The sequence below is a fragment of the Shinella sp. Sh6 genome (assembly GCF_055392685.1).
The window spans coordinates 3,186,183-3,205,918 of record NZ_AP044005.1; the positions used below are offsets into that span (position 1 = coordinate 3,186,183).

General features: G+C 65.9%; 19 protein-coding genes and 1 tRNA gene. 10 read left to right on the top strand and 10 right to left on the bottom strand.

The window, feature by feature from the left end:
* Positions 1–132: 132 nt before the first annotated feature.
* Positions 133–609 carry a chemotaxis protein CheW gene (locus ACZ5TO_RS15235; protein WP_184145803.1) on the bottom strand — a complete coding sequence of 159 codons (477 nt, stop codon included), beginning with the start codon at positions 607–609 and terminating at the stop codon, positions 133–135.
* A gap of 186 nt (positions 610–795) precedes the next feature.
* Here ACZ5TO_RS15235 and ACZ5TO_RS15240 point away from each other — a divergent pair, with 186 nt between their 5' ends.
* From ACZ5TO_RS15240 to ACZ5TO_RS15260, 5 genes are all read left to right on the top strand, one after another.
* Positions 796–945: a hypothetical protein gene (locus ACZ5TO_RS15240; protein ID WP_184145804.1), complete on the top strand. Its 150-nt coding sequence runs from the start codon at positions 796–798 to the stop codon at positions 943–945.
* A complete protein-coding gene (gene xerD / locus ACZ5TO_RS15245; RefSeq protein WP_464798701.1) occupies positions 942–1,889 on the top strand; it encodes a site-specific tyrosine recombinase XerD in 948 nt (315 codons plus the stop codon). Before ACZ5TO_RS15240 ends, xerD begins: the two co-directional genes overlap by 4 nt.
* Before the next feature lie 78 nt (positions 1,890–1,967).
* Positions 1,968–2,921, top strand: coding sequence for an acetyl-CoA carboxylase carboxyltransferase subunit alpha (locus ACZ5TO_RS15250; protein WP_184145806.1), 954 nt, complete (start codon positions 1,968–1,970; stop codon positions 2,919–2,921).
* 193 nt (positions 2,922–3,114) lie between these two features.
* The gene (locus tag ACZ5TO_RS15255) at positions 3,115–4,617 is read left to right on the top strand and encodes a L,D-transpeptidase family protein (RefSeq protein WP_464798702.1); all 1,503 of its coding nucleotides are present in this window, start codon (positions 3,115–3,117) and stop codon (positions 4,615–4,617) included.
* A gap of 5 nt (positions 4,618–4,622) precedes the next feature.
* Positions 4,623–4,862 (top strand): sulfurtransferase TusA family protein, encoded by a 240-nt coding sequence (locus ACZ5TO_RS15260; protein ID WP_464798703.1) that lies wholly within the window; start codon positions 4,623–4,625, stop codon positions 4,860–4,862.
* Between the two features lie 27 nt (positions 4,863–4,889).
* Here ACZ5TO_RS15260 and ACZ5TO_RS15265 read toward each other — a convergent pair whose 3' ends face one another.
* Entirely contained in the window at positions 4,890–6,032 is a 1,143-nt protein-coding gene (locus ACZ5TO_RS15265; RefSeq protein ID WP_464798704.1) for a CobW family GTP-binding protein, read from the bottom strand.
* An 11-nt stretch (positions 6,033–6,043) separates the two neighbouring features.
* Positions 6,044–7,156 carry a D-alanyl-D-alanine carboxypeptidase family protein gene (locus ACZ5TO_RS15270; protein ID WP_464798705.1) on the bottom strand — a complete coding sequence of 371 codons (1,113 nt, stop codon included), beginning with the start codon at positions 7,154–7,156 and terminating at the stop codon, positions 6,044–6,046.
* A gap of 131 nt (positions 7,157–7,287) precedes the next feature.
* Between ACZ5TO_RS15270 and ACZ5TO_RS15275 the strand changes: the two genes are divergently transcribed.
* A complete protein-coding gene (locus tag ACZ5TO_RS15275) occupies positions 7,288–8,448 on the top strand; it encodes a M20 aminoacylase family protein (protein WP_464798706.1) in 1,161 nt (386 codons plus the stop codon).
* Between the two features lie 66 nt (positions 8,449–8,514).
* Here the strand turns inward: ACZ5TO_RS15275 and ACZ5TO_RS15280 are convergent, their stop codons facing one another.
* Positions 8,515–8,775 (bottom strand): hypothetical protein, encoded by a 261-nt coding sequence (locus ACZ5TO_RS15280; protein WP_464798707.1) that lies wholly within the window; start codon positions 8,773–8,775, stop codon positions 8,515–8,517.
* A gap of 150 nt (positions 8,776–8,925) precedes the next feature.
* Between ACZ5TO_RS15280 and ACZ5TO_RS15285 the strand changes: the two genes are divergently transcribed.
* A tRNA-Arg gene (locus ACZ5TO_RS15285) sits at positions 8,926–9,002 on the top strand.
* Between the two features lie 17 nt (positions 9,003–9,019).
* Here the strand turns inward: ACZ5TO_RS15285 and ACZ5TO_RS15290 are convergent.
* Together ACZ5TO_RS15290 and ACZ5TO_RS15295 are read right to left on the bottom strand one after the other, a co-directional pair.
* On the bottom strand, positions 9,020–9,400 hold the full coding sequence (locus ACZ5TO_RS15290; protein ID WP_464798708.1) for a CAP-Gly domain protein: 381 nt from the start codon (positions 9,398–9,400) through the stop codon (positions 9,020–9,022).
* 23 nt (positions 9,401–9,423) lie between these two features.
* Positions 9,424–10,095 carry an META domain-containing protein gene (locus ACZ5TO_RS15295; protein WP_246434359.1) on the bottom strand — a complete coding sequence of 224 codons (672 nt, stop codon included), beginning with the start codon at positions 10,093–10,095 and terminating at the stop codon, positions 9,424–9,426.
* A gap of 234 nt (positions 10,096–10,329) precedes the next feature.
* On the opposite strand from ACZ5TO_RS15295, the gene dxr reads away from it, so the two are divergent.
* The gene (gene dxr / locus ACZ5TO_RS15300; RefSeq protein ID WP_464798709.1) at positions 10,330–11,505 is read left to right on the top strand and encodes a 1-deoxy-D-xylulose-5-phosphate reductoisomerase; all 1,176 of its coding nucleotides are present in this window, start codon (positions 10,330–10,332) and stop codon (positions 11,503–11,505) included.
* 19 nt (positions 11,506–11,524) lie between these two features.
* Here dxr and hemA read toward each other — a convergent pair whose 3' ends face one another.
* From hemA to ACZ5TO_RS15320, 4 genes are all read right to left on the bottom strand, one after another.
* Complete coding sequence (hemA, locus tag ACZ5TO_RS15305) at positions 11,525–12,739, bottom strand: 5-aminolevulinate synthase (RefSeq protein ID WP_464798710.1); 1,215 nt, start codon at positions 12,737–12,739, stop codon at positions 11,525–11,527.
* A gap of 242 nt (positions 12,740–12,981) precedes the next feature.
* Positions 12,982–13,779 (bottom strand): FAD binding domain-containing protein, encoded by a 798-nt coding sequence (locus ACZ5TO_RS15310; RefSeq protein WP_464798711.1) that lies wholly within the window; start codon positions 13,777–13,779, stop codon positions 12,982–12,984.
* Positions 13,780–13,790: 11 nt separating this feature from the next.
* The gene (locus ACZ5TO_RS15315) at positions 13,791–16,139 is read right to left on the bottom strand and encodes a xanthine dehydrogenase family protein molybdopterin-binding subunit (RefSeq protein WP_464798712.1); all 2,349 of its coding nucleotides are present in this window, start codon (positions 16,137–16,139) and stop codon (positions 13,791–13,793) included.
* Positions 16,140–16,247: 108 nt separating this feature from the next.
* Positions 16,248–16,739 carry a (2Fe-2S)-binding protein gene (locus tag ACZ5TO_RS15320; protein ID WP_184145818.1) on the bottom strand — a complete coding sequence of 164 codons (492 nt, stop codon included), beginning with the start codon at positions 16,737–16,739 and terminating at the stop codon, positions 16,248–16,250.
* 460 nt (positions 16,740–17,199) lie between these two features.
* On the opposite strand from ACZ5TO_RS15320, the gene ACZ5TO_RS15325 reads away from it, so the two are divergent.
* Complete coding sequence (locus ACZ5TO_RS15325) at positions 17,200–17,463, top strand: glycine zipper domain-containing protein (protein WP_184145819.1); 264 nt, start codon at positions 17,200–17,202, stop codon at positions 17,461–17,463.
* A 263-nt stretch (positions 17,464–17,726) separates the two neighbouring features.
* Positions 17,727–19,649 carry an autotransporter assembly complex protein TamA gene (locus tag ACZ5TO_RS15330; RefSeq protein ID WP_464798713.1) on the top strand — a complete coding sequence of 641 codons (1,923 nt, stop codon included), beginning with the start codon at positions 17,727–17,729 and terminating at the stop codon, positions 19,647–19,649.
* Positions 19,650–19,736 lie beyond the last annotated feature (87 nt).

A 19,736-nucleotide genomic window follows, 5' to 3' on the forward strand; every position in this document is an offset into this window, starting at 1 on the left:
AGTTAACGTTGCGTCAGGCGGAATTTTCAGCCTACACGCTAAATAACGCAAAGGTTGCGGTCTCGAACAGGCAACAAAAAACCGCCGTGCGGCCGGCACGGCGGTTCGTCCTGTCTACGATGGAAGAAGCGGTCAGGCCGCCATGTCTTCCATGTCGCGCTCCTTGAACATGCGCGCGAGATTGAGGAAGCAGATCATGCCGTTCTCATGGGCGATGATACCCTCGGCATAGGCCTTGTCGAAGGAGGTCGTCACTTCCGGCACCGGCTGGATCTGCTCGCCGCGGATGGTGAGTATATCGGACACCCGGTCGACGACGAGGCCGACCACCATGCTGTGCACCTCGGCAACGACGATGGCGCTGCGCTCGTTGGCCTCCGTGCTCTTCATGCCGAGCTTGTGGGCAAGGTCGATGATCGGGATCACCGTGCCGCGCAGGTTCATCACGCCGATGACGTCCGGCGGCGAATGCGGGATCGGCGTGGACGGCGCCCAGCCGCGGATTTCGCGGATCGTGGTCGTCTTCACGCAGAATTCCTGATCGTGCAGGCGGAAGGCGATGATTTCGAGCGTATCGCCGGTAAAGCCGGGAGTTTTGATGGCGGTCATCGTGAGGTCTTTCCAGTTGGTCTGCGTCGTGGGCCCGATCCTATGCACCCTCTGGTTAAAATCTTTCAAACGGCGGGCCTTTTGTTGCGCATCGCCCGCATGATGCTCGCGGGCCGCCGCCGCGCCCCTTACCCTTGCGCTCGGCGGCGGGCGGGGCGATATAGGATCGTCGTCCCGGAGAGTGTCATGCCCACCCTGTTCCGATTCCTGTTCTTCTGCGCCGTGATCGCCGGCTCGGTCTACGGCACGATGGTGGCGCTGGTGACGTTCGTCGAGCCGACGACGCGCGAGGTGACGATCCGCATCCCCTCCGAACGGGTGAACCCGCAGCCATGAGGGATCCGTCGGCGCTCCAGGTGGAATCCTTCCTCGAGATGATGAGCGCCGAGCGCGGCGCGGCGACGAACACGCTGCAATCCTACGAACGCGACCTGGAGGACGCCCGCTCCTTCCTGAACGGGCGTGGCGTGCGCCTCACCGAGGCTACGGCCGACGACCTGCGCGCCTATCTCGGCCATCTCGCGCGGCAGGGCTTTGCCGCCTCATCGCAGGCCCGGCGGCTTTCGGCGCTGCGTCAATTCTTCAAGTTCCTCTACGGCGAGGGCCTGCGCGGCGACGACCCGACCGGCATCCTCGACGCGCCGAAGAAGGGCCGCACCCTGCCGAAGACCCTCAGCGTCGACGACGTCACCCGCCTCATCGCCCGGGCGGAGACGGAGGCGAACGAACCCGATGGCAATCCCCTCCTCAAGCGGCGCATGCATCTTCTCGTCGAGCTCCTCTATGCGACGGGCATGCGCGTCAGCGAGCTCGTCTCGCTGCCGGCGAGCGTGCTGGCGCAGACCGGGCGCTTCCTCGTCGTCAAGGGCAAGGGCAACAAGGAGCGGCTGGTGCCGCTGTCGCGCGCCTCCGTCGCCGCCATGGAGGCCTACAGGACGGCGCTTGCGGCGGAAGCCGACGACGATCCGTCGGCCGGCGACTTCCTCTTTCCGGCGGCAAGCAAGGAGGGGCACCTGCCGCGCCAGGTCTTCGCGCGCGACCTCAAGGCGCTCGCGGGACGGGCCGGCATCCGGGCCGCCACGCTCTCCCCGCACGTCCTTCGCCACGCCTTTGCCAGCCATCTCCTGCAGAACGGCGCGGACCTTCGCGCGGTGCAGGAACTGCTCGGTCATTCGGACATTTCAACGACACAAATCTATACGCATGTGCTGGAAGAACGGCTGCACGAGCTCGTTCAAACCCATCACCCCCTTGCCAAACAGGCGAAAAAAACGGATTAGGACCCCCATCGCTTGCCGCTGGCCTTCCGGTCCACGGCAGCCTGGCGCGGTTTGAGCAAACGATCGGAAACGCATCTCATGCACAACTACCTCGATTTCGAAAAGCCCATCTCGGATCTCGAAGGCAAGATCCACGAGCTCCGCAAGCTCGCCGAGGAAGATGAGAGCATCGACACGACGGACGAGATCGGCCGGCTGGAAGTGCGCGCCCGCGAGGCGATGGCCGACATCTATTCCAAGCTGACCCCCTGGCAGAAGACGCAGGTCGCGCGCCATCCGCAGCGTCCGCATTTCGTCGATTATGCCGCCCAGCTCTTCGAGGAATTCACGCCGCTCGCCGGCGACCGCAAGTTCGCCGAGGACGAGGCGATCCAGGCCGGCCTTGGCCGCTTCCGCGGCGAGGCGGTCGCCATCATCGGCCAGGAAAAGGGCAACGACACCAAGTCGCGCCTGAAACACAATTTCGGCAGCGCCCGTCCGGAAGGCTACCGCAAGGCGATCCGCGTCATGGAAATGGCCGACCGCTTCGGCCTGCCCATCGTCACGCTCATCGACACCGCCGGCGCCTATCCGGGCATCGGCGCCGAGGAGCGCGGCCAGGCGGAAGCCATCGCCCGCTCCACGGAAATGTGTCTCAACGTGCGCGTGCCGATCGTCTCCGTCGTTCTCGGCGAGGGCGGCTCGGGCGGCGCGATCGCCATTGCCACCGGCGACCGGGTCTACATGCTGGAGCACGCCATCTACAGCGTCATCTCGCCGGAAGGCGCGGCCTCCATCCTCTGGCGCGATTCCACCCGCGCCAAGGAAGCGGCGAGCAACATGAAGATCACCGCCGAAGACCTGAAGGCCTTCGGCATCATCGACGGCATCATTCCCGAGCCCGTCGGCGGCGCGCACCGCGACGCCGAGGCGGTGATCGGCCGCACCGGCGACGTGATCGCCGCCGCGCTCAAGGATCTCGGCGCCAAGCCGGGCGACCAGTTGCGCAAGGAGCGCCGCCAGCGCTACCTCAACATCGGCCGCCAGCTCTGAGGCGATTTGCGGGCGGCAGGCCGCCCGCCGCCCCATCTCGGCCATAATCCTTGTGTCTGAAACGGTGAGCCTGCCGGCAGCCTCGCGAAAGAATTTCCGGTTAAGGCTTTATGAAGTATAAGCCGATAACGACAGCACGTCCCGCCGCAACGGCGCGACGGCTCGCGATCTGACGATAGTTCATGGATTCTGCATGCGCCTGACAGCTCTTGCCGCCGTTTCGCTTCTCGCCGTTGCCGCCGCCGGCTGCACCAACGAGACGCTGGATTCCTTCGACAAGGTGGACGTCGACCTGCGCACGGTATCCAGCAAGACCGGCTACCAGCTCTCCTCGTCCGTCGTCAGCAAGCTGGCGGCGATGAACATCGACCGCTCCTCGCCGATGATGCTGCGCATCCTCAAGGAAGAGGGCCGGCTGGAGATCTGGAAGGCCGACCGCTCGAACCGCTACCAGCTCGTGCGCAGCTACAAGATCTGCGCCTGGTCCGGCAAGCTGGGGCCGAAGACCAAGGAAGGCGACCGCCAGGCGCCGGAAGGCTTCTATCCGCTCTCGCGCGCCAACCTGAATCCGAATTCGAGCTACTATCTCGCGATCAACACCGGCTTTCCGAACACCTACGACCGCGCCAACAAGGCGAGCGGCACCAACCTCATGATCCATGGCGCCTGTTCGTCGTCCGGCTGCTATTCGATGACCGACGAGCAGATGCTGGAGATCTTCGCCTTCGCGCGCGACGCCTTCGACGGCGGGCAGAAGGCCATCCAGCTCGAAGCCTTCCCCTTCCGCATGACCGCGGAGAACATGGCGCGCCACCGCGACAATCCGAATATCGGCTTCTGGAAGATGCTGAAGGTCGGCTGGGATCATTTCGAGATCACCAAGCGCCCGCCGGAGGTCAATGTCTGCGAGGGCAAGTACGTCTTCAACCAGCAGGCCGACAAGCCCTTCTCCCCGGGCGGCGCCTGCCCGGCGATGACGACGCCGGCCGCGCTGGAAACGGCGCTCGCGAACTACAACAAGACCTATGCGGCCGCCTATGCGAAGGCGCTGTCGAAATACGAGGGCACCGTCTGGGTCGAGCCGTCCGAAGCCCAGCGCAAGGCGATCGTCGCCGACCAGCGCAAGGGCCGCGAGCTCGCCTATGCCCCGACCGGCACGTCGCTCGACGCCGGCAAGCTGATGACCGAGCGCGAGATCGAGGCGCAGAAGCGCAAGGCCGAGGAGGCCGAAAAGCGCAGGCTCGAGGCCGAGGAGCGCGCAAAGCAGGCCGTCGAACAGGCGAAAATCGAGGCCGAGCAGAAAAAGATCAAGGAAGCCGAGGACCTTGCCGCCGACGTCGCGGCCGAGAAGGCGCAGAAGGCCGCCCAAGGCAAGGGCGCCCTGCCCGTGCCGGAGGAAAACCCGGGCGTGACGGTCGTCGAGAAGAAGGAAAAGAAGCCCTTCTGGAAGCTCTGGACGAAGGACAGCGACGAGAGCGCAGCCGTGCCCGCCGTAACCGCGACGCAGGACACCGCGGAAAACCCCCTCGGCGAAGGCCGGCAGGCGCGCAAGGAAGCGCGGACCACCGAGGCCGGAGCGGAGGTGAAGAAGCCGGCGGACACGGCGGGCGCAGTCCCGGTGCCGGAGGAAAACCCGGCCGTGGAAGTCGTCGAGCAGACGCCGAAGAAGCCTTTCTGGAAGTTCTGGCAGAAATGACCGGAATGGCGGCAGAGGACGACACCGAGACCTACGACCTGCGCGGCCTCAAATGCCCGCTCCCGGTGATGAAGACGCGCAAGCGCCTCTCCGCCATGGCGCCCGGCACCGCGCTCTGGGTCGAGACCACCGATCCCCTCGCCGTCATCGACATCCCCCATTTCTGCCACGAGGACGGCCACGCGCTGGAAGCCAGCGAGCGCATCGAGGCGGGACACCGTTTCCTGATCCGCAAGAAGACTTGATTGGCGGCAGAGGGGGTGAACCCAACCCTAAAGCTTCAATCCCGGTATCGCGAGCGGATTGTCGGCGAGCGCCGCGCGGTCCGGGCGGTCGATCTTGGGCGTGCCGGTGAAGGCGTCGAAGAGGTCGCGCACGAAGGCTTCCGGCAGGTCCCTGGTGATCAGCACCAGCCGGGTGCGCCGGTCTTCCGGGTCCGGCCAGGCCGCAAGACGCTCCGGCGGATGGAACACGCTCTGCACGCCCTGCAGCACCAGCGGGCGCTCCGGCGCATTCGACATGGCGACGATGCCCTTCATGCGCAGCAGCTTCTCTCCATGCGCCGAGCGCAGGAGATCGACGAACATTTCCAGCGCCATCGGATCGATGGGGCGATCGTGCACGATGCTGAAGGAGCGGATCGTCGCATCGTGGCGCGTCACGTCATGGGCATGCCGGTGTCCATGATCGTGGTGGTGATGGTGATCGTCATGATCATGATCATGGTGATGATGGCCGTGCGCCTCCTCGTGCAGCCAGCGGCGGACGTCCGCGCTCTTGCTGTCGGGATCGTAGAGGCCGTTGGCGAGCAGGTCCGGACCGGCAAGGCCAGGCGCATCGACATCGGATATCGGCGCGCGCGGATTGAGCGCCGCAATCTCCCGCTTCACGGCCTCCAGCGCCGCCGCGTCAGCCATCGCCGTCTTGCTGACCAGCACGCGGTCGGCGACGGCGACCTGCTTGACGGCCTCCGGATGGCTCGCGAGCGTCGACAGGCCGTTGACGGCGTCGACCACCGTGATCACGCCGTCGAGGCTGAAGGACTGGGCGAGCACCGGATTGCCCATCACCGCCTGGAGCACCGGCGCGGGATCGGCAAGGCCGGTCGTCTCGATCACCACGCGCTTCAGCGGCTGGATCTTTCCCGTCTGCATGCGGTCCATCAGGTCGGCGAGCGTATCGACCAGCTCGCCGCGGATGGTGCAGCACAGGCACCCGTCGGAAAGCTCGATGATGCCGTCGCCCGATTGCTCGACGAGGAGATGGTCGATGCCGACCTCGCCGAACTCGTTGATGATGACGGCGGTATCCGTCAGGCTCGGATCCTTCAGCAGGCGGTTGAGCAAGGTCGTCTTGCCCGCGCCCAGGAACCCGGTCAGCACGGAAACCGGCACGCGCCGCTCTGCAAGGGTCATGGCCAGTCCTGTCAGTAGGTGGGACGCGGGATCGGGATCGGCACGTTGACCGCATCGCCGATATCGCCGATGGCGACCTTGTCGTCGCCCGCCGGCTTGTCGCTGTCGCCGGCGATGAGACCGGCATAGACGAGCTTCAGCGGCCGGTTCAGTTCATGGATATAGGGCGAGCCGAGCTTCTGGCGGCCGGCCTCGTCGCGCCCCTCGCTGCGCACCTTGGCGGCATGCTTCGTGCAGATGTCCTGCGAGATGTCCGCAACCACGTCGCGCGTCTCGCCGTAGGGGCGAAGCTGGCCGAGCGTCGGGCCGTTGCCGGCAGGGCCCGTCAAGCCCTTCTGGAGAAGGTTGGCGGAGATATCGGCGCGCGCGCCGAGGCTGTCCGAGCCGAGCACGACCGAAACGACGCTGCGCCCGTTGCGGGTCGCCGAGGAGACCTGGTTGAAGCCGGCCGCGCAGATGAAGCCCGTCTTCATGCCGTCCGCCCCGTCGAAGCGGCCGATCAGCATGTTGAAGTTCGGATACTGCTTCTTGCCCGTGGTGAAGCCTTCCAGCGCGAAATAGGGCGCGTATTGCGGGAATTCGCGCTTCAGCGTGACGGCGAGCACCGCAAGGTCGCGCGCCGTCGTGTACTGGCCCTTGCCGGGCAGGCCGTTCGGATTGATGAAATGCGAGGAGGTCATGCCGATGCGGGCCGCCTCCGCATTCATGCGGTTCACGAACTGCTGCTCGGAACCGCCGACCGATTCGGCGATGGCGACCGCGACGTCGTTTGCCGACTTGACGAGGATGATCTTCAGCGCGCTGTCGAGCGTCATCTTCTGGCCGGGCTTGAAATACATCTTGGCCGGCGGCTCGGCGGCGGCGTTCTTCGTCATGGTGACCGGGCTGTCCAGCGTCAACTCGCCGGCCTTGATGGCGCGGAAGACGGTATAGGCGGTCATCAGCTTGGTGAGGGAAGCCGGATACCAGCGCTGGAACGCATCCTCGTGCTCGATGACCTTCAGCGTGTTGACATCCACCAGCATGCGCGGATTGGCATTCGCCACGGTTGCGGAAAGGGAAGCTGCAAGCAACAGGGCGGAGCCCAAAAGCCGCGCGCTCCGGCGCGTCGATCGTCCGTTCATCTGCAAAGGTCTGTCCTCGAAATCGGGAGTTGTCTCGAACCGTCGCCCTATTTAACCTATATGGCACCCTCATGGCAAAGCCATCGAGGTAGGCAGGCCGAATTTACGGCCGAAATCACAGGAAGCGTTGCATGCCCGTTCTCAACCGCGCCGCAGAATTGCAGGATGAAATCGCCGGATGGCGCCGAAACCTGCACCGGGAGCCCGAGCTCCTCTTCGCCGTCGAAAAGACCGCCGCCTTCGTGGCCGAGAAGCTGCGTGAATTCGGCGTGGACGAGGTGGTGACCGGCATCGGCCGCACCGGCGTCGTCGGCCTCATCCGCGGCAGGGCAGAGGGCCGCACCATCGGCCTTCGCGCCGACATGGACGCGCTGCCGATCGAGGAGACGAGCGGCAAGCCCTGGTCCTCCACCGTCAGGGGCAAGATGCACGCCTGCGGCCACGACGGCCACACGGCCATGCTGCTGGGCGCTGCGAAATACCTTGCCGAGACGCGCAATTTCTCCGGCAATGTCGCGGTCATCTTCCAGCCGGCCGAGGAAGGCGGCGGCGGCGGCAACGAGATGGTCAAGGACGGCATGATGGAGCGCTTCGGCATTGCCGAGGTCTACGGCATGCACAACCTGCCGGGCCTTCCCGTCGGCGCCTTCGGCACGCGCTCCGGCCCCATCATGGCGGCGACCGACGAATTCAACATCACCGTGAAGGGCCGCGGCGGCCATGCCGCCCTGCCCCACAAGACGGTCGATCCCATCGTCATCGGCGCGCAGGTGGTGACGGCATTGCAGACCATCGTCTCGCGCGTCGCCGATCCCATCGCCTCGCTCGTCGTCTCCGTCACCAAGTTCAATGCGGGCTTCGCGCACAACGTCATCCCGGAAGAGGCGCAGCTTGCCGGCACCGTGCGCACGCTGAGCCCGGATATGCGCGAGGAGGCCGAAAGCCGCATCCGCCAGATCTGCGCCGGCCTTGCCGCCGCGCACGGCGCGGAGATCACGGTCGCCTACCACCGCAACTATCCCGTCACGGTCAACCATGCCGAGGAAACCGGCCATGCCGTCGCGGTGGCGCGCGAGATCGCCGGCGAAGCCGCCGTCGAACCGGCGCTCGCCCCTATGATGGGCGGGGAGGATTTCTCCTACATGCTGCTCGCCCGTCCCGGCGCCTTCATCTTCCTCGGCAACGGCGATACGGCGGGGCTCCACCATCCCGCCTACGACTTCAACGACGAGGCCATCCCCCATGGCGTGACCTACTGGGTCAAGCTCGCCGAAAGCCGCCTTGCCGCCTGACGGAAAAGCGCCCGGCTGCAGGGACATCAGCCGGACTAGGCGGGGAGGACCGGGCGAAGGCAAGGATCAACGGCAGACACGCACCCTGCGGATGACAAGGTTGCCCCAGGCATCGTAGCGCTTCACCTTCTTCCAGAAGCAGTCGTAGCCGTAGTCGTCATAGACCTGCACATGGGCGCCGTGGCCCCAGCCGTGACCATGCCCATGGCCATGTCCCCAGCCGTGGCCGAAGCCGAAGCCGATCGAGAAATCGCCGGCGCTGGAGGGCGCGGCAAAGGAAAGCGCCGCGAAAGTGGCGACGACGGCGGAAAGCATGATCCTGCGCATGAGACATTCTCCTGTCGGTTCCTGCGGATGAACCATTTCATCCCATGAACCGACTGTCTCACGCGCCGCGCCGCCTCGCTGTTCCGCAGGGAACGTCCCGCGGAAAATCGCTTGGCTTCCCGCCGCGGCTTTTGTATGGGTGCAGTCAGTGGTCCCGTAGCTCAGCAGGATAGAGCACCAGATTCCTAATCTGGGGGTCCCGCGTTCGAATCGCGGCGGGATCACCATTTCCTTGAAATGGCGATCAGACCTCTTCCGTCTCGCGCTCGGGCATGGCGACGGGCGGCTTGGTGCGCACGGCGGGGACGATGGAGGGTTTGGCGACGACCTTCGGCTTCGGCGCCTTCATGCCGAGCATGGCGCGGATGCGGTCGGAGACGAGCGGGCGGAAGCGGCTGGCGCGGAAGGGCATGTCGACGGCGCCGTAGCCTTCCGGGCCGTCATCCATGCCGCGATGGAGCTCCATCAGCTTGATGCCGTAGAAATCGCCGTCGACATAGTGCCGGTAGTGGCCCGCCCAGCGGACCGTATAGACCTGGCCCTTGCGGATGCCCTGGTCGATCGAGACATTCTTGAAGCGGTCGTTGATGCAGACGACCTTCTGGCCGACATGGAACGTGGGCATGCCCTTTCCCTCCGATCCCGGCCTCAGCCGGTCTTGCGGCAGTTGACGCCCGGCGCGTTCTCGCCCTTCGTCAGGTCGTAGAGCGTCGCCTCGTCGCCCTTGGTCCACCATTCGTAGCGGCCGCCGGCATATTTGGCGCCGGAGGCGGCCATGACGTTGGAGGCGATCACCGTCTCCTCGCCGATCCGCACCACGGCGAGCGAATTGGCGCCGACATTGATGTATTCGACGCTGATGCGCTGGTCGGCGTCGCACTGGTAGTTCAGCGTCTCGCGCACCACGCTCTGTTCCGGCCCGGGCAGGCGGATGACGACGTCCGTGTTGTTCTTGAGGCCGGCGAGGCGGATTTCCGGCGCGCCCTCCTTGCCCGTCAGGTGCAGGATGCCGTTCTCGAGCTTCCAGGAGATGACGGTGCCGAGCGCGTCGAAGAACTTCTGCTCCTGGTCCATGATGGCCGGCGCGCACATCTTGCGCGTGGCGGCGGCCGGCGCGAAGGCGATGGTGCCGTTCTGCACCTTCAGCTTGCCGCGATAGGTGTTGCAGCCGCCGTTGCCGCCATAGGAGCCGTCCGGCTTGATCTCAAGGGTCGTCTGCAGGTCGTCGATGACGCCGTTGCCGCCGATGTCCTCGACGAGCCAGGTGCCGCCGAGACCGCCGGGAACCGGCTCGTCGGCATAGGCCGGCGCTGCCGCCAAGAAGGCAAGGCAGGCGAGCGTCCATACTCTCAGGCGTCGGTGCACAGAATTCTCCAATCGGATCGTCGCGGAAGACCGCTTTTGCCGGGACGTTATGGCTGTCCGCACGAAAAGGTCAAGCCGCGATTCGGCAACGGCGGCCCGCCCGCCGTTTTCGCGCGTTTCCATGGCTTGTTGCGGACTTCTTTCGCCTGTAGAGCCATAGACAGAACACAAGAAAATGCGGACATCATCATGGCTCCCGACACGCGGCAGAAGCGCCGCATCACCATTCTCGGCTCGACAGGCTCCATCGGCACCAGCACGCTCGACGTGGTGCGCCAGCGCGGCGGGCGCGAGCGCCACGAGGTGCTGGCGCTGACCGGCAACGGCAATGTCGAGCTGCTGGCCGCGCAGGCGAAAGACTGCGGCGCCCGGCTGGCCGTGACGGCCGACGAGAGCCGCTACGCCGCGCTGAAGGACGCGCTTTCCGGCAGCGGCATCGAAGCGGCCGCGGGACGCGCGGCGCTGCTGGAAGCGGCCTCCGGCGATGCGGATTGGGTGATGGCGGCGATCGTCGGCACGGCGGGCCTTGCCCCGACGCTGGCGGCGGCGGAGCGCGGCGCGGACATCGCGCTTGCCAACAAGGAATGCCTCGTTTCGGCCGGCGACCTCTTCGTCGATGCCGTCGCCAGGGGCGGCGGGCGGCTTATCCCCGTCGACAGCGAGCACAGCGCGATCTTCCAGGCGCTGGAGGAGGACCAGCGCCACGCCGTCGAGCGCATCGTGCTGACCGCCTCGGGCGGGCCCTTCCGCACCTGGAGCCGCGAGGAGATGGCCGGCGTGACGGCCGATATCGCCCGCGCGCACCCGAACTGGTCGATGGGCCTCAAGATCTCCATCGGCAGCGCCTCCATGTTCAACAAGGCGCTGGAGATGATCGAGGCCAAGCACCTCTTCGACGTTCGGCCGGAGCAGATTGAGGTCATCGTGCATCCGCAGTCGATCGTCCATTCCATGGTCGGCTATGTCGACGGCTCGGTACTCGCCCAGCTCGGCGCGCCGGACATGCGCACGGCCATCGGCTACGCGCTGACCTATCCCGAGCGCGCGCCGCTCGATGTCGAGCGGCTGGATTTCGCAAGGCTGGCAAGGCTCGATTTCGAGGCACCCGACGAGGTGCGTTTCCCGGCGCTGCGGCTTGCCCGCACGGCGCTGACGCGCGGCGGCCTGCAGGGCGCGGTGATGAACGCGGCCGAGGAAGTCGCCTTCCACGCCTTCGTCGCCGGGCGCATCGGCTTCCTCGCCATGGCCGACATCGCCGAGGAGACGATGGAAAGGCTCGCCCACCTGCCGCCGGCATCCTCGATGGACGATGTCTTCGCCGGAGACGAAGAAGCCCGGCGGGTGGCCGCCGGGCTCATCGGATAACGTCGATTGCGCCGTCGTCTCAGGCGACGGCACGGGCCAGCGCACAGCGCGACCAGAGCGCGTGCAGCGCGCCGACGAGATGCTCGATATCGGCATCCGAATGCAGCGGCGTCGGCGTGATGCGCAGGCGCTCGGTCTTGCGCGGCACGGTCGGATAGTTGATCGGCTGGACGTAGATGCCGAAATTGTCGAGCAGCAGGTCCGAGATCCACTTGCACTTGGCGGCATCGCCCACCATCACCGGCACGATATGGCTCGGGTTCGGCATGTGCGGGATGCCGTTGCGGTCGAGCGCGGCGCGCAGCTTGCGTACGCGCTCCTGATGCGCGAAACGCTCGGTCTGGCTGGCCTTGAGGTGCCGGATCGAGGCGAGCGCACCTGCGGCCAGCGCCGGCGGAAGCGACGTCGTGAAGATGAAGCCCGAGGCGAAGGACCGCACGAAATCGCACAGCGCGGAGGAGCCGGCGATATAGCCGCCCATCACGCCGAAGGCCTTGGCAAGCGTGCCCTCGATGACCGTCAGGCGGTCCATCAGGCCTTCGCGCTCGGCAATGCCGCCGCCGCGCGGGCCGTACATGCCGACGGCATGGACCTCGTCCAGATAGGTCATCGCGCCGTACTTGTCGGCAAGGTCGCAGATTTCCTTGATGGGGGCGATGTCGCCGTCCATCGAATAGACCGATTCGAAGGCGATCAGCTTCGGCGCCTTGGGATCGGCGGCCGCCAGCTTGGCTTCGAGGTCCTTCAGGTCATTGTGCTTCCAGATCACCCGCTCGCATTTCGAATGGCGGATGCCCTCGATCATCGAAGCGTGGTTCCCGGCATCGGAGAAACAGATGAGGCCGGGAACCTTCGAACAGAGCGTGCCGAGCGCGGCCCAGTTGGACACATAGCCCGAGGTGAAGAGCAGGGCCGCTTCCTTGCCGTGCAGGTCGGCGAGTTCCTGTTCGAGAAGCACATGGTAGTGGTTGGTGCCGGAGATGTTGCGGGTGCCGCCGGCACCGGCGCCACACTGGTCGATGGCAAGCTTCATCGCCTCCGTGACCGCGGGATTCTGGCCCATGCCGAGATAATCGTTGGAACACCAGACCGTGACCTCCTTCGGGCCGTCCGCCGTGTAGCGGGTCGCCCTGGGGAAGTTGCCCTTCTGGCGCTCCAGGTCGGCGAAAACGCGGTAGCGGCCTTCCTGATGCAGGCCGCCCAGTTCGTTCTTGAAGAAAGTCTCGAAGTCCATCCGCAGTCTCCTGTCCGGCGAGAACCCGGACATCATCGTCGTTGGCTGTCGTTCAATCGGCTACACCCGGCGCTCCTGCGCCGCAACGGATTGCGCTGCGGCAAATCGGCGCCACCTTTGAACCATTCCAATCTATCCTAGGTCTCCAAAGGCCATTCGATGTTGATGCATGTCAAGTCTGCACGAAAAAAGGACGGCCTCAACCGTCCTTTTAATCGAACCAGTTTCAGCTTTTGCGGGGGTCAGGCGGCCGCGACGGCGCGCTTTGCCATGACCTTCACGAGGTTCGCCCGGTATTCCGCGCTGCCGTGGATATCCGAGAGGAGATCGCCGGCATCGACCGAAACGCCGGCGACTGCCTCCGGCGACCAGTTTGCGGCAAGCGCCTGTTCCATGCCCTCGTGCCGGAAGACGCCGTCGGAGCCGGCCCCCGTCACCGCCACGCGCACGCTGCCGTCCGCCCCCTTCGCCACGAAGACGCCGGCCATTGCATAGCGCGAGGCCGGGTTGGGGAACTTGGAATAACCGGCCTTCGCCGGCGCCGCGAAGGTCACCGCGGTCACGATCTCGCCGTCCTCCAGCGCGGTCTCGAAGAGCCCGGTGAAGAAGTCGCCGGCGGAAATCTCGCGGCGGTCGGTGACGATGGTCGCCCCCAGCGCCAGCATGGCGGAGGGGTAGTCGGCCGCCGGGTCGTTGTTGGCGATGGAGCCGCCGATCGTGCCCATGTGGCGCACATGCGGGTCGCCGATATGCGACGCCAGATGGCAGATCGCCGGGCAGACCGCCTTGAGCTCCGCCGAGGTCGAGACCTCGTAATGCGTCGTGCCCGCACCGATGCGGACACGGCTGCCGTCGACGGAAATACCCTTCAGTTCGGCGACATGGCGCAGGTCCACGAGGTCGGACGGCGCAGCGAGCCGCTGCTTCATGGTGGGGATCAGCGTCATGCCGCCGGAGACGTATTTCGCCTCGTCGGACGAGGACTGCAGCTTGACCGCATCCGCGACGGAGGATGCACGATGGTAGTTGGTTGCGTACATGGCTTCCTCCGTCAGTTGCTGGCCGCCAGCGCCGCCCAGACCTTCTGGGGCGTTGCCGGCATGGTGAGGTCGTTGTTGCCGATGGCGTCGGTGATGGCGTTCATCAGCGCCGGCGGCGAGCCGATGGCCCCCGCCTCCCCGCAGCCCTTGATGCCGAGCGGGTTGTTCGGGCAGGGCGTGACCTGGTGCGAGACCTGGAAGGACGGCAGGTCGTCGGCGCGCGGCATGGTGTAGTCCATGTAGCTTGCCGTCACGAGCTGACCCGTTTCCGGATCGTAGTGCACGCCTTCCAGTAGCGCCTGGCCGATGCCCTGCGCGATGCCGCCGTGCACCTGACCCTCGACGATCATCGGGTTGATGATGTTGCCGAAGTCGTCGGCGGCGACGAACTGGACGATCTTCGTCTTGCCCGTCTCCGGATCCACCTCGACCTCGCAGATATAGCAGCCGGCCGGGAAGGTGAAGTTCGCCGGGTCGTAGAAGGCGCCCTCCTTGAGGCCCGGCTCCATGCCGGCCGGCAGGTTGTGCGCGGTATAGGCGGCAAGCGCCATCTGGAACCACGGCACCGACTTGTCCGTGCCGGCGACCTTCAGCGCGCCGTTCTCGACGACGATGTCGCTCTCGTCGGCCTCCATCAGGTGGGCGGCGATCTTCTTGGCCTTCGCCTCAACCTTGTCGAGCGCCTTGACGACGGCGGACATGCCGACCGCGCCCGAGCGCGAACCATAGGTGCCCATGCCCATCTGCACCTTGTCGGTGTCGCCGTGGACGATGGAGACGCTGTCGAGCGGCACGCCGAAGCGGTCGGCGACGAGCTGGGCGAAGGTCGTCTCATGGCCCTGCCCGTGGCTGTGCGAGCCGGTCAGCACCTCGATCGTGCCCACCGCATTGACGCGCACCTCCGCCGATTCCCAGAGGCCGACACCCGCGCCGAGCGAGCCGACCGCCGCAGACGGCGCGATGCCGCAGGCCTCGATATAGCAGCTCATGCCGATGCCGCGCTTCATGCCGCGGCCTGCGGCCTCCGCCTTGCGGGCCGCAAAACCGGCCCAGTCGGCCGCCTTCATCGCCGCTTCCAGCGAAGCCTCGTAGTCGCCGGCGTCGTAGTTCATGATCACCGGCGTCTGGTGCGGGAAGGAGCGGATGAAGTTGATGCGGCGAAGCTCGGCCGGCGAGACGCCGAGTTCACGCGCCGCCGTCTCCATGGTGCGTTCGAGAAGATAGGTCGCCTCCGGCCGGCCCGCGCCGCGATAGGCGTCGACCGCGACCGTATTGGTGTAGACGGCCCTGACATTGGCGTGGATCGCCGGGAAATTGTACTGGCCGGAAAGCAGCGTCGCATAGAGATAGGTCGGCACCGCCGAGGAGAAGAGCGACATGTAGGCGCCGAAATTGGCGATGGTGTCGACCTTCAGCGCCGTAACGCGATTGTTCGCGTCGAAGGCCATCTTGACCGTCGAGACATGGTCGCGGCCATGCGCGTCGGTGAGGAAGGCCTCGGTGCGGTCGCTCGTCCACTTCACCGGCACGCCGGCCCGCTTGGAGGCCCAGAGACAGACGATCTCCTCCGGATAAATATAGATCTTCGAGCCGAAGCCGCCGCCGACATCGGGGGCGATGACGCGCAGCTTGTTTTCCGGCGCCACGTTGTAGAAGGCGCTCATGACGAGGCGCGCGACATGCGGGTTCTGGCTCGTCGTGTAGCAGGTGTAGTGGTCCTCGGCCGCATCGTAGATGCCGAGCGCGGCGCGCGGCTCCATCGGGTTCGGCGCAAGGCGGTTGTTGACGATCTTCATCTCGGTGACATGGGCGGCCGATGCGATGGCTGCGTCCGTCGCGGCGCTGTCGCCGATCTCCCAGTCGTAGATGAGGTTGCCGGGGGCCTCGGGGTGAAGCTGCGGCTGGCCGGCTTCCAGCGCCTTCACGGCGTCGGTGACGGCGGGCAGCACCTCGTAGTCGACGACGACGGCCTCGGCCGCATCGCGCGCCTCGCCGACGCTGTCGGCGACGACAACGGCCACCGCATCGCCCACATAGCGCACCGTCTCGTGGGCGATGGGCCGCCAGGCGCCCATCTTCATCGGCGAACCGTCCTTGGAATGGATCATCCAGCCGCAGATCAGGTTGCCGATGCCGTCGTCCAGCATCTGCTTGCCGTTGAGCACGGCGATGACGCCCGGCATGTCCTCCGCCGCCGACGTATCGATGCTCCTGATCCTCGCATGGGCGTGTGGCGAGCGCACGAATGCGGCATAGCGCATGCCCGGCACGGACATGTCGTCCGTATAGCGCCCCTTGCCGGTGAGAAACCTCTTGTCTTCCTTTCGCGCGACGCGCGCGCCGATGCCTTCGACACCCATCTTCATCTCCTCCAGAGAATGGAGGCGACAGGCTCTAGCCAATAGGCGTCAGGGACTTCGTCGCCTCGCGACGGCCTCCCTACTGGCTACCGCCTACCGCCCAATGCCTTATTCCGCAGCCTGCCGGCCTGCCGCGCCCATCTCTTCGGCGGCGGCGAGGATGGCCTTCACGATGTTGTGGTAGCCGGTGCATCGACAGATATTGCCTTCGAGATTTTCCCGAACGGTCTTCTCGTCGAGCTTGGCGCCGTAGCGGTTGATCATGTCCACCGCAGTCATCACCATGCCGGGCGTGCAGAAGCCACATTGCAGGCCGTGGTTCGCCTTGAAGGCCGCCTGCACGGGATGGAGGTCCCCACCCGCGGCAAGGCCTTCGATGGTGAGGATCTCGGAGCCGGCGGCCTGGGCCGCGAGGATGGAACAGCTCTTGACGGCCTTGCCGTCCATATGCACCACGCAGGCCCCGCACTGGGACGTGTCGCAGCCGACATGGGTTCCCGTGAGAGCGAGCTGGTCGCGCAGGAAGTGCACAAGCAGGGTGCGGTCCTCGCACTCGCGGCTCACCTTCCTGCCGTTGACGGTCATTGCCACTTTCGCCATTCATTCCTCCCTGGCGGTTACCTGCCGCTGGGACCGGACGATCCGACGTCATATGCAGCGGGCGTCCTCACGACGCGGGCGGGGATCGAGCGACTCCAGCATTTCGATTCGCGTGCATTCTTTTCGGCACGAGTGCCGCGGCGACGTCTTCTCCTCCTTCGCCGCGACCTCAACAATCATATCATTTGACGTTTTGCGGCGGCGATCAACCGCTACTTTGTAAGGGGGATGAAAATTATCGTGACCGGGCGCGCGCCGGGAGAGGCCAAACGGCACGGCCCCGCATTTTATTCGGCCTGCAAAAAAATACTTCAATGCCATGGACTTCCCCGGTCCCGCATATATCCTCAGGCTCGGACAGACCCGGCCGTCGCGAACGGCCCCGGTATGTTTCCTGGGTAGAAGGGGATAGGGCGGACCCGGCAAACGCGGCCGCCGCTCAACTTTGGAGAACATCTTCATGAAGAAAGTCATTGCGCTCGTCCTGGTGGGCCTTGCCGCCGCCAGTTGCACGCAGACGGAAAAGGGTGCGGGCATCGGCGCCGTCTCCGGCGCAATCATCGGTGGCGCGGTCACCGGCAACGTCCGTGGCGCGGCCGTGGGCGCAGCCATCGGCGGCATTGCCGGCGGCGTCATCGGCCATGTCTCGGAACAGCCGGGCCAGTGCTACTACCGCGACCGCTACGGCCGCCGCTACATCGACAATTGCCCGTCCAACTACTGAGCCTGACGGTTGCAATTCATGCGAAGCCCCGGGCATGGCCCGGGGCTTTTGCTTTGCGCGCTTCGCACAAAATCCCCTCCGGTGCTTCAAATCCGCTGCGCCAGCGTGTAAAACCGCCGTTAACATTACGGAAAACCTAACGCGTTAGGGTCGTTTCCTGCCTGGAAGGCTCCGGATGGAACGGAGTGCCTAGAGATCGTGTCGGACGCTGTCGGCCTGCCGCCCGCACCGCACCTTGGGAGAAAGGCGACGGATTGCTGCGGATGCGGGACAAAGTGAACCGGCCGGAAAAGAGTTTTGCGTTTCTGAAGGCTGGCACCGCGCTCGCGGTTGCGGCATCGCTCGCCTGCGGCCCGCTTTCCGTTTCCTCGGCATCCGCCTTCGAGCTCTTCGGCATGAAGTTCTTCGAGAGCGAGGAAGACACCGCTCCCGTCATCGACCCCGTCTCCTACACGCTGACGCTCGATCCCGGCACGGAGGACGACGACCTCAAGGAGGCGATCGAGAACACCGCGCTGCTCAAGCAGGACGAGGGCAAGCCGGTCTCCGGCGATCTCGGCCTCGTCATCAAGGCGCGCGACGACCGCGACCGCATCCTCGCCGCGCTCTACGAGCACGCCCGCTACGGCGGCGTGGTCAACGTCACCATCAACGGGCAGGACCTCGATTCGCTGCCGCCGAACCCGGAATTCAACGCCAGGGGCGCGATCCCCGTGTCGATCCGCGTCGAGCCCGGCCCGGTCTTCACCTTCGGCGAGGTCGCCTTTTCCGGCGATGCGGAAGGCCGCAACCCGGCGGACTACGGGCTGGTGGCCGGCGCGCGCGCCGATTCCACGCTCATCCTGAAGGCCGGCGAGAAGATCGTCGCGGATATCAAGGCCGAGGGCCGGCCGCTCGCAAAGCTCACCGAGCGCAACGCGACCGCCGACCACAAGACGCGCACCGTCGACGTGGTGATCGCCGCCGAGGGCGGCCCGGTCGCACCCGTCGGCGCCGTCGGCGTCAAGGGCACCAAGACGGTGGACGCGGATTTCGTGCAGCGCTATTCGCGCATCAATGCCGGCCAGCCCTATTCGCCGGAAGCGCTCACCAAGGCGGCCGAGCGCCTGCGCCAGCTCGCCGTCTTCTCCAGCGTGACGATTCGTGAGGCCAGCAGCCTCGCCCCGGACGGCTCGTTGCCGATGACCATCGAGGTCTCGGAAGGCAAGCACCGCTATTTCGGCGTCGGCGCGCAATATTCCAACACGGACGGCTTCGGCCTCCAGGGCTACTGGGGCCACCGCAACCTCTTCGGCCAGGCCGAATCCCTGCGCATCGAAGGCTCGGTCAACCGCATCGGCGAGTCGAACCTCGGCGACCTCGACTATACGACGGCGATCCTCTTCTCCAAGCCCGGCGCCTTCGGCCCGGCCTCGACCTTCAATGCCAGCCTGAAGGCCGCGCTGGTCGATCCGGACGCCTACAACGCCTTCACCACCACGGCCGCCGCCGGCGTCAGCGTGGAGCTTTCCGACAGGGACACGGTGAGCGCCGGCGGCGAGGTCATGTGGAGCGACGTCGAGGACGCCTTCGGCAAGAACAAGTACCTGACCGTCAGCCTGCCCATCGAATATGTGCGCGACACCCGCGACGACAAGCTGAACCCGACGGAAGGCTACCGCTTCCTGATCAACGCCAAGCCGAGCTACGAGACCTATCGCGGCACGGTCTTCTCCAGCTTCGAGGGGGCGATCACCGGCTACCAGGGGCTCGGCGCGGAGGACCGTTTCGTTCTGGCCGGCAAGCTCGCCGCCGGCACGATCATCGGCGGCGACCAGCTTTCCGACATCCCGGCGACGCGCCGCTTCTTCCTCGGCGGCGGCGGCACGGTGCGCGGCTACGGCTACCAGGAGATCTCCCCGCGCAACGGCAAGGGCGAGTTGCTGGGCGGCCGGTCCTATGTGGCGGCCTCCGCGGAGGCGCGCATCGGCATCACCGAGACGCTCGGCATCGTCCCCTTCATCGACGTCGGCACGGTCTCGACCGACGAGGTGCCGGATTTCGAGGACATCCGGGCGGGTGCCGGCATCGGGCTTCGCTATGCGACGCCCTTCGGGCCGCTGCGCCTCGACGTCGCCGTTCCGCTGAAGAAATATCCCGGCGGAACCTCCTTCGGGGTCTATGCCGGCATCGGCCAGTCCTTCTGACGGCCGCCGCGATTTGCAGCCAGGGTGATGGCAGGAAGGCAAGCGGCGATTTTGCGCCCGCCATTGCTTCGACTAAAAGACCAGGGG

Coding starts and splice junctions, on each gene's coding strand:
- ACZ5TO_RS15235 (WP_184145803.1), bottom strand. CDS start 609: ATGACCGCCATCAAAACTCCCGGCTTTACCGGCGATACGCTCGAAATC.
- ACZ5TO_RS15265 (WP_464798704.1), bottom strand. CDS start 6,032: ATGACCCTTGCAGAGCGGCGCGTGCCGGTTTCCGTGCTGACCGGGTTC.
- ACZ5TO_RS15280 (WP_464798707.1), bottom strand. CDS start 8,775: ATGCGCAGGATCATGCTTTCCGCCGTCGTCGCCACTTTCGCGGCGCTT.
- ACZ5TO_RS15260 (WP_464798703.1), top strand. CDS start 4,623: ATGGCGGCAGAGGACGACACCGAGACCTACGACCTGCGCGGCCTCAAA.
- ACZ5TO_RS15290 (WP_464798708.1), bottom strand. CDS start 9,400: ATGCCCACGTTCCATGTCGGCCAGAAGGTCGTCTGCATCAACGACCGC.
- ACZ5TO_RS15250 (WP_184145806.1), top strand. CDS start 1,968: ATGCACAACTACCTCGATTTCGAAAAGCCCATCTCGGATCTCGAAGGC.
- ACZ5TO_RS15330 (WP_464798713.1), top strand. CDS start 17,727: ATGCGGGACAAAGTGAACCGGCCGGAAAAGAGTTTTGCGTTTCTGAAG.
- dxr (WP_464798709.1), top strand. CDS start 10,330: ATGGCTCCCGACACGCGGCAGAAGCGCCGCATCACCATTCTCGGCTCG.
- ACZ5TO_RS15255 (WP_464798702.1), top strand. CDS start 3,115: ATGCGCCTGACAGCTCTTGCCGCCGTTTCGCTTCTCGCCGTTGCCGCC.
- ACZ5TO_RS15310 (WP_464798711.1), bottom strand. CDS start 13,779: ATGTACGCAACCAACTACCATCGTGCATCCTCCGTCGCGGATGCGGTC.
- hemA (WP_464798710.1), bottom strand. CDS start 12,739: ATGGACTTCGAGACTTTCTTCAAGAACGAACTGGGCGGCCTGCATCAG.
- ACZ5TO_RS15270 (WP_464798705.1), bottom strand. CDS start 7,156: ATGAACGGACGATCGACGCGCCGGAGCGCGCGGCTTTTGGGCTCCGCC.
- ACZ5TO_RS15320 (WP_184145818.1), bottom strand. CDS start 16,739: ATGGCGAAAGTGGCAATGACCGTCAACGGCAGGAAGGTGAGCCGCGAG.
- ACZ5TO_RS15315 (WP_464798712.1), bottom strand. CDS start 16,139: ATGGGTGTCGAAGGCATCGGCGCGCGCGTCGCGCGAAAGGAAGACAAG.
- ACZ5TO_RS15240 (WP_184145804.1), top strand. CDS start 796: ATGCCCACCCTGTTCCGATTCCTGTTCTTCTGCGCCGTGATCGCCGGC.
- xerD (WP_464798701.1), top strand. CDS start 942: ATGAGGGATCCGTCGGCGCTCCAGGTGGAATCCTTCCTCGAGATGATG.
- ACZ5TO_RS15275 (WP_464798706.1), top strand. CDS start 7,288: ATGCCCGTTCTCAACCGCGCCGCAGAATTGCAGGATGAAATCGCCGGA.
- ACZ5TO_RS15325 (WP_184145819.1), top strand. CDS start 17,200: ATGAAGAAAGTCATTGCGCTCGTCCTGGTGGGCCTTGCCGCCGCCAGT.